This is a genomic window from Ruegeria sp. CDSA089 (assembly GCF_059612205.1).
Genome location: NZ_JBXWQD010000002.1, coordinates 634,401 through 642,435 on the forward strand (window position 1 = coordinate 634,401; position 8,035 = coordinate 642,435).

At 59.3% G+C, this 8,035-nt stretch carries 8 protein-coding genes; 3 read left to right on the plus strand and 5 right to left on the minus strand.

What is annotated here, in order from left to right; translation table 11 throughout:
* Together AC2FJ6_RS08775 and AC2FJ6_RS08780 are read right to left on the minus strand one after the other, a co-directional pair.
* Window positions 1-1,524 (minus strand): hypothetical protein, encoded by a 1,524-nt coding sequence (locus tag AC2FJ6_RS08775; RefSeq protein ID WP_170769531.1) that lies wholly within the window; start codon window positions 1,522-1,524, stop codon window positions 1-3.
* Entirely contained in the window at window positions 1,514-1,663 is a 150-nt protein-coding gene (locus tag AC2FJ6_RS08780) for a hypothetical protein (protein ID WP_170769532.1), read from the minus strand. The genes AC2FJ6_RS08775 and AC2FJ6_RS08780 overlap by 11 nt, the downstream gene beginning before the upstream one ends.
* Window positions 1,664-1,742: 79 nt before the next feature.
* Between AC2FJ6_RS08780 and AC2FJ6_RS08785 the strand changes: the two genes are divergently transcribed.
* Both AC2FJ6_RS08785 and aroB read left to right on the plus strand, forming a co-directional pair.
* Window positions 1,743-2,330: a shikimate kinase gene (locus tag AC2FJ6_RS08785; protein WP_170769533.1), complete on the plus strand. Its 588-nt coding sequence runs from the start codon at window positions 1,743-1,745 to the stop codon at window positions 2,328-2,330.
* Entirely contained in the window at window positions 2,331-3,443 is a 1,113-nt protein-coding gene (gene aroB, locus AC2FJ6_RS08790; protein ID WP_170769534.1) for a 3-dehydroquinate synthase, read from the plus strand. It abuts the gene before it with no gap.
* On the opposite strand, the gene AC2FJ6_RS08795 is transcribed toward aroB, so the two are convergent.
* Both AC2FJ6_RS08795 and ssb read right to left on the minus strand, forming a co-directional pair.
* Window positions 3,444-4,514, minus strand: coding sequence for a site-2 protease family protein (locus tag AC2FJ6_RS08795; protein WP_170769535.1), 1,071 nt, complete (start codon window positions 4,512-4,514; stop codon window positions 3,444-3,446). It lies immediately after the preceding gene.
* A gap of 18 nt (window positions 4,515-4,532) precedes the next feature.
* Window positions 4,533-5,039, minus strand: a complete 507-nt coding sequence (gene ssb / locus AC2FJ6_RS08800) for a single-stranded DNA-binding protein (protein ID WP_170769536.1) — start codon at window positions 5,037-5,039, stop codon at window positions 4,533-4,535.
* 206 nt (window positions 5,040-5,245) lie between these two features.
* Between ssb and AC2FJ6_RS08805 the strand changes: the two genes are divergently transcribed.
* Window positions 5,246-5,824 carry a lytic transglycosylase domain-containing protein gene (locus tag AC2FJ6_RS08805; RefSeq protein ID WP_170769537.1) on the plus strand — a complete coding sequence of 193 codons (579 nt, stop codon included), beginning with the start codon at window positions 5,246-5,248 and terminating at the stop codon, window positions 5,822-5,824.
* A 56-nt stretch (window positions 5,825-5,880) separates the two neighbouring features.
* Here AC2FJ6_RS08805 and AC2FJ6_RS08810 read toward each other — a convergent pair whose 3' ends face one another.
* On the minus strand, window positions 5,881-7,968 hold the full coding sequence (locus AC2FJ6_RS08810) for a dipeptide ABC transporter ATP-binding protein (protein ID WP_170769538.1): 2,088 nt from the start codon (window positions 7,966-7,968) through the stop codon (window positions 5,881-5,883).
* Between the last annotated feature and the right edge of the window lie 67 nt (window positions 7,969-8,035).

Consider the following 8,035-nt stretch of genomic DNA (forward strand, 5'->3'; position numbering starts at 1 on the left):
TCAGGTGCCTTGCAGGATCAGCAGGTTCAGCGCAGCGCGCCGGGCGGTATCCTCAAGCCCGACGCGGCGCAGGGTGGCGATGGCAGCAGTCAGGTCCACGAGGTTGCCACGTGAGCCATGAGCAAACAGGTTCATCGCTTCCAAAATCGCCTCACCCAGCTGGCTGTTGTTTAGTAGCGTTTCGATATCTGACGGCACAGGTGCGGCCCAGGCAAAGCCTTGTGCAACCGCATCGGCTAATGGCGATGGCGAGCGCGCGCGCCCCGGATCCCCTTGGGCTAGTGCGGCCAAAAACTGGTTCTCCTCGCCTTTGTCCGGGACGGATAGGGCGGCGCTTTCATAAAGGTCCGAGAGCAGCAGGATACGCCACCGCAAGGTCTCGGCTTCGGCATCCGTCAGGGAAACCTGCGACAGCCGGTCTGCGAAAAGTTCGGCAAACGGGACCTCAAGCCCGACGCTGCGCATTTGGGTCCAGACATCGAGAAGGGCGGGTGATATGGCCTCGGGCTTGCCGGAATCCAGCGCGGTTTCGAACCGCTGCACCGCCGCGACGCGATCCCAAACCGCACCTGAAGCGGCAGGCGAACGTTCAGTATAAAGCCCCAACAACTGGTTCGGCGTCAGCGCACCCACACGGGTCAACCGCTCGGCCGCCTCGATCTGGGCTTTCCAGCCCGCCACATCCCGCAGGTCGGCATTGGCAAAGGCCCGCGGCAATGGGGCCGAGGGCAAACGCTCGCCAATCGCCTCATAAAGGCGGAAGGTCAGCGGATCAGGGGCATCAGGTTGCGGCAGGTATTCGGCATCTTCGAACAATTCGGGGCTGAGGAAGCGATCCAGAACGGCCAAATCCTCATCGGGCAGCACTTGCAGCGCATGGGCCGCCTCAAGCGTCAGCGCTGCTGAGGCCCAGTCGCCGCGTCGCGCTTTGCAGAAAATCTGCGCCGCGTAATCCTGTGACAGGTGCGGTTGCGCGATCAGGGCGGTGCAACTGCGATCTTCGTCGCCCGTCAGCAGCGTCGCGTCAAACCAGCGCTGAAACCGGTCGCGGCTGTCGGTCGGTCCGGCCAGTTGCACAAGAGATTGCGCAGGATCGGCCGCGCCCAGTTGCATCAACCGATCCAGTCGCGCCAGCAGCAACACCTCTTGCGCGTTGGGGCCGGATGGCGCACGCGCCTCGGACAGAAGCAAGGTGAACAACAGGCGCTGCATCGCCGGGTTATACCGGACGGGCACATCGGCGATCAGCTCGGCCAGCCTGCCTGGGTCGCTGTTTTTCCACATATCGACCGGTAGGCCTGTCACCGAGGACGACACCAACCCCAGGGGCGGCAACAAGGCCTCAAGCGCTGTGACCTCGACCCCCGGTTGCAGGCCGGTCTGTGACACGGGCGGTTCCAGCAGAACGGTGCCTGGCAGGTTTTCGGGAGGTTGGGTCAGCCATTCGATCGCAGACAGGGGTTCCTGCTGCGCCTGTGCGGCTCCGGTCAGGAAAAGCGCGGCAATTGCGCTCCTACTCCACATTCAGGATGACCGGTTCGCGGACTTCATCCTGCGGGGCCGAGAAATCCACCCCGAAGAACGGGCCAAGATAGGCATAGCCCACCAGCCCGATAAAACACAGGCAAACCAGATATATCAGCAGTTTGATCAGACGGCCCATTGCTCAACGTCGCCTCAATTTTTTCTTTTGTCCCAGTTATAGCTGGCATTTTTCTTAAGATCACGTCATTCACGGTGAAATGAGCGAAATAAAGCAAAACACTGACACGGTTGCCCCAGTCCAGCACCTTGTGTTGCACAAAACCGTAGTTCTGGTGGGGATGATGGGGGCTGGAAAGACCGCCGTGGGCCGTGCATTGGCCTTACGTCTGGGTGTCCCGTTCCTTGACAGTGATGCCGAGATCGAATCGGCAGCAAACATGACCATCCCCGAGATTTTCGAACGCGACGGCGAGCCGTTCTTTCGCGCCAAGGAAAGTCAGGTCATCGGGCGGCTGCTGGATGAGGAAAAGGGCATTCTGTCTACCGGCGGCGGCGCGTTTCTGTCCGAGCAGAACCGCAGGATGATCACGGAACGCGGTGTATCCGTCTGGTTGAATGCTGATCTGAACGTGTTGTGGAACAGGGTCAAGCACAAGGATACCCGACCCTTACTGCGCACCGACGACCCTTATGCGACATTGCGCGGGATATATGAGGCGCGCGTGCCGGTTTACCAGCAGGCCGATTTGACTGTGACCTCGGACGGTGAGATTTCGATCGACAATATGGTTGGCCGCGTTGTCGAAGCTTTGCTCAAGCGGCCTGATGTTCTGGAACAAAAATAAATGCACCAAACCGTACATGTTGAGCTGGGCGAACGCGCGTATGATGTCGAGATCGGGCCAGACCTGCTGGGGCAGTCCGGGGCACGGATCGCGCCTTTGTTGCACCGACCCAAGGTCGCCGTCTTGACGGATGAGAACGTGGCCGCGCTGCATCTGGATGGGCTGCGCGACGGGTTGTTCACAGCCGGGATCGAGATGTCGTCACTGGCTTTGCCTGCGGGTGAGGCGACCAAGAGCTGGCCTCATTTCGAACGTGCGGTCGAATGGTTGCTGGCCGAGAAGGTCGAGCGCCGGGATGTTGTTATCGCGTTGGGCGGTGGCGTAATCGGCGACCTTGCGGGCTTTGCCGCGGCCGTTTTGAGGCGCGGTGTTCGGTTCGTACAAATCCCGACCTCGCTGCTGGCGCAGGTGGACAGTTCCGTCGGGGGCAAGACCGGCATCAATGCACCACAGGGCAAGAACCTGATCGGAGCCTTCCATCAGCCCTCGCTGGTGCTGGCCGATACCTCGGTGCTGGGCACGATGACAGATCGGGATTTCCTGTCCGGCTATGGCGAAGTCGTCAAATATGGCCTGCTGGGGGACGCCGACTTCTTTGAGTGGCTCGAAGACAACGGAACCGATGTGGCGGGGGGCAATATGGCGGCGCGGGTGCGGGCCGTGACCCGGTCGGTGCAGATGAAGGCCGATATCGTGGCACGGGATGAGACCGAGCAGGGCGACCGTGCGTTGCTGAACCTCGGCCACACCTTCTGTCACGCGCTTGAGGCTGCAACGGGTTATTCCGACCGGCTGCTGCATGGTGAAGGCGTGGCCATTGGCTGCGCGCTGGCGTTCGAGCTGTCCTCGCGTCTTGGTCTGTGTTCTCAGGAAGACCCCAGCCGCGTGCGTGCGCATTTGCGTACGATGGGCATGAAAACCGATTTGGCGGACATTCCCGGAGAACTTCCAGGCGCTGAGGCTCTGGTTGATCTGATGGCGCAGGACAAGAAGGTGATCGACGGTCAGTTGCGGTTCATTCTGGCGCGCGGGATCGGTCAGGCGTTCGTGACCTCTGATGTACCGGGCGATGCTGTGCTGTCGGTGCTTCAGGACGCGCTGGCCACAGCCTGATCAACGCCCGTTGAGCACCATCAGCTCGCCGATATTCTCGCGTGTGATATAGCCCACCATCGCCCCCGAAGCAGTGCAAACCGCAATGGCTGGGGCGCCTTTATGCAGCCCGTCCAGCACGGCCTCCAACCCGTCGGTCAAGCGAACTTTTGGAATGTCCGGTTCCATGATCGAAGTGGCCGGATTGGACCGGGGTGTTTCATCGGCAAGGGCCGCGAACAGGCGATTGCGCGTGACAAAGCCTTGCAGCTTGCCATCGGGGGACAGCACCGGAAACTCATGCTGCGTGGTATGGATGACGGCCTGCGCGGCGGTCGCCAGCGTGTCGTCGGGGGAAAGAGCGTGAAATTCGGTGATCATCGCATCGCGCGCCAGCACGCGCCGCGCGACCGAGCGCATGGTCACGTCCTGACTTTCGGCATTTGCTGCTACGAAGACGAATACCGCGATCAGCACCAACAGCGCATTCCCGGTGCTGAGCCCAAGGAACCCGAACCCGACCGCCACCGCCTGTCCCGCCAGCGCGGCGACCCGTGTGGCTTTGACGCGATCCATTTTCAGACACAGAAGGGCACGGAACACACGCCCGCCATCCATCGGAAAGGCGGGGATCATGTTGAACGCGGCCAACAGCAGGTTCACATAAGCCAGACGGTTCAGCAGGCCGGGGCCGGTGCTGTCGATCTGAGCCATGGTTTCAAGAGGCATTCCCGCGCCCAGAAGAACCAGCAAGACCCAGATTGCAACATTGACCGCAGGGCCTGCCAGCGCCACCCAAACCTCTTGCATGGGGTTTTCCGGCATCCGCTCGAGCCGAGCCAGTCCGCCGATTGGCAATAAGGTGATGTCAGGCGTTTTGATCCCATAGCGCCGGGCCATCAGCGCATGGCCAAATTCATGGGCGACCACACAGGCAAATAGCGCCAGCACGAAGATCAGGTTTTCAACCGCGGCCGCCAGACCTCCGCTGGAATAGGCGGCAAACCCGACCCAGGCCAGCAACAGGAAAAAGGTGACATGGACCCTCAGTTCCGACCCCAATATCCGGCCGAGTGAGAAGGACCATGTCATGATATTTCTCCGTCTTGGTTAGAACGGAATCTCGTCGTCGTCGATACCGCCGGATGCAGGGGCCGGAGACCCGGACGGCCCACCATAAGGATCCCCATAGCCGCCACCGGCCTGACCGCCATAGCCGCCACCGGATTGGCCGCCGCCATACCCACCACCGCCGCCACCTTCACCGCGCGCGTCCAGCATGGTCAGTTCACTGCGGTAAGGGCGCAGAACCACTTCGGTCGAATATCGATCCTGTCCGGACTGATCCTGCCATTTGCGGGTCTCAAGCTGGCCTTCGATGTAAACCTTGCTGCCTTTGCGCAGATACTGCTCGGCCACACGCACCAAGGGCTCCGAGAAGATGGCGACCGTATGCCATTGCGTTCGGTCCCGGCGTTCGCCGGTATTGCGGTCTTTCCATGTCTCAGACGTGGCGATGCGCAGGTTGCAAACCTTTCCACCATTCTGGAACGACCGAACCTCAGGGTCGGCACCGAGATTTCCGATCAGAATGACTTTGTTGACTGAACCCGCCATATATTCCCTCGTTCTTGTCTGACTGAGCAGTGCCCGAATCTGGCACCTGTTATTTCTGCGACCCTATACGGCCTGCGCTTTGGTTGAAACATGGTTGATGACGCGAAAATGAGCGCGCTAATTCTTTAGGCATGATTTACCAAGCTTTCATTCTTTGCTGAAATATCTATACTCGTTCAGGTTCGTAGAGATCGGGATCGGCATTTATGCGGTTGTTGTTAGCGAGTTTTTCGGTGCTATGCTGTGCACTGGTCTCAGCCCCGGCTGAGGCGGATACCTTGTCGACGAAAAGCCGCAAGGACATTTTCCTCAAGCAATCCAAGGTGTTGGATTCGCGAGCGGCCACACAATACCGCAATTCCGAGCGCTATAAGCCAAAGACGCCGAGGCGTCAGTTCAGCCAGCGTTATAATGGGAAATACAAAGGCCAGTATCTGACCATCGCGCGGCAAGCGGCGCGTAAGCATAACGTCCCCGAAGACTTGTTCTTGCGGTTGGTGCAGCAGGAAAGCGGCTGGAACCCCAATGCTGTCTCGCATAAGGGAGCACTAGGTTTGGCACAGCTTATGCCTGCGACAGCAAGAACGCTTGGCGTCAACCCGCTGGACCCACGGGAAAATCTGGAAGGTGGCGCGCGCTATCTGTCCGCTCAATACCGCAAGTTCAAATCCTGGCGTCTGGCGCTGGCGGCATATAATGCTGGTCCGGGCGCGGTGGAAAAACATGGTGGCGTTCCGCCGTATAAAGAAACGCAGAATTACGTCAGGGTGATCTGGGGCGGTTAAACTCCGCTTCCCGTCCCAATAGGTAAAAGGCCAACCCTGCGGCTGGCCTTTGTGTTTTATTCAGCTGCAATCTTGATGACCGGCTCCATACGTTCCAGGACATCCTCGGCCAAATGACATTTGACCTGATGTCCCTCGGCCAGAGTTTTCACCGGCGGAACGCGCTGTTCGCACAAGCCACCCGGCACCTCGGACTTCCAGCGGCACCGCGTCTGGAACGGACAGCCCGGAGGCGGGTTCATCGCAGAAGGAATATCGCCTTCTAGCACGATATGCTGTTTCTCGATTGACGTATCAGCGATGGGCACCGCGCTCAGCAACGCTTCGGTATAGGGATGATAAGGCGGGGCAAAGACCTGATCGGTGGTGCCCAACTCGACCACATGGCCCAGATACATGACCATCACCCGGTCGCTGAGATAGCGTACAATCGACAGGTCATGGCTGATGAACAACAGAGTCGTTTTGTGTTCACGCTGGATCTCCATCAACAAGTCCGTCACGGCCGCCTGCACGGACACATCCAGTGCCGAGACCGGCTCATCCGCCACCACGATCCGCGCGTCCCCGGCAAACGCACGGGCAATGCCCACACGCTGTTTCTGACCGCCAGACAGCTGGCGAGGCATCCGATCGGCAAAGGCGCGCGGCAGCTTCACCAGATCAAGCAGCTCCAGCATCCGCTTCTTCCGCTCGGCTTCCGAGTTGCCGACACCGAAAATCTCAAGCGCGCGGATGATCTGGCGGCCAACGGTCATCGACGGGTTCAACGTGTCAAACGGGTTCTGGAATACCATCTGAACTTCGCCCACCGTCTTGGCGTCCCGCTCTTCAATCGGCACGGCCTCGATGTTGCGATTGTCCAGAAGGATTTGCCCATCCGTCGCCGTTTCCAGCCCCATCAACACCTTGGCAAACGTAGACTTGCCACAGCCGGATTCGCCCACAATGGCCAATGTCTCGGATTCATGCGCCTCAAAGCTGAGCGTTTCGTTGGCCTTCACCACCTTAGTCTCGCCGCCGTCAAACAGCGCATTCGCCGCGACCTCATAGTATTTCTTCAGATTGTCCATCTTCAGAACTGTGCGGCCAATCGCAGCCTTTTCCTTTTGTTCCCCAACGGTGATCGGTGCGTTCCAGTCAATCTCCTGGAATTTCAGACAGCGCGTATGGTGTCGGTCATTTCCGGGCACAGCCTGCATCAGGATATCCTGAGCATCACAACGCCCTTCTTCGAAATAGTCACAGCGCGGCCCAAAGTTACAGCCCGGCGGGCGCTCATGGGGCAGGGGGAAGTTCCCCGGAATGGCCACCAGCGGGCGCGTGTTCTTGTCGGCCCCAGGCAAAGGGATCGAGCGGAACAGCGCCTGTGTATAGGGGTGCTGCATCTCGTCAAACACATCCTTGATCGAGCCGCGCTCGACCGCCTCACCCGAATACATCACGCAAAGCCGGTCGCAGGTTTCCAACACCAGCCCCAGATTGTGCGAGATAAACAGCATCGAGGTGCCGTATTTCTTGCCCAAATCCTTGACCAGTTCGACCACAGCCGCTTCAACCGTCACGTCCAGCGCGGTCGTTGGCTCATCCAGAATCAAAAGCGCCGGTTTCGACATCAATGCCATGGCGATCACGATGCGCTGCTGTTGTCCGCCAGAGAGCTGATGCGGGAAAGAATTCAGCATTCGCTCGGGGTCGGGCAGGCGCACATCGGTGACAACCTCCAACGCGCGGGCATAAGCCTCTTCCGCGCCTACGCCTTCGTGGATCATCGGCACTTCCATCAACTGCTTACCGATCTTCATCGCTGGGTTCAGCGATGCCATCGGTTCCTGATAGATCATCGCGATCTCATTGCCGCGAATGTCGCGCAACTCCTCGGTAGTCATCTCACCCAGATCACGCCCTTTGAACTTGATCGAGCCGCCAACGATGCGCCCGTTCTTGCCCAAATCCTGCATGACACCCAATGCAACCGTGGACTTGCCACAGCCAGACTCACCAACCAGCCCCACAGCCTCACCAGGTTGCACGCTGACCGAGAAATCCATAACGGCGGGAATTTCCCTCAACCGGGTAAAAAACGAGATCGAAAGCTTGTCGATCTCAAGAATTGGCCCGTCATAATCCGCCAGTTTGTTCATCTTGTTACTCCTCGCGAGAGTCAGGGGGATCCCTTCATCTGGCTAAAAATATCCCGGGGGGTCCGGG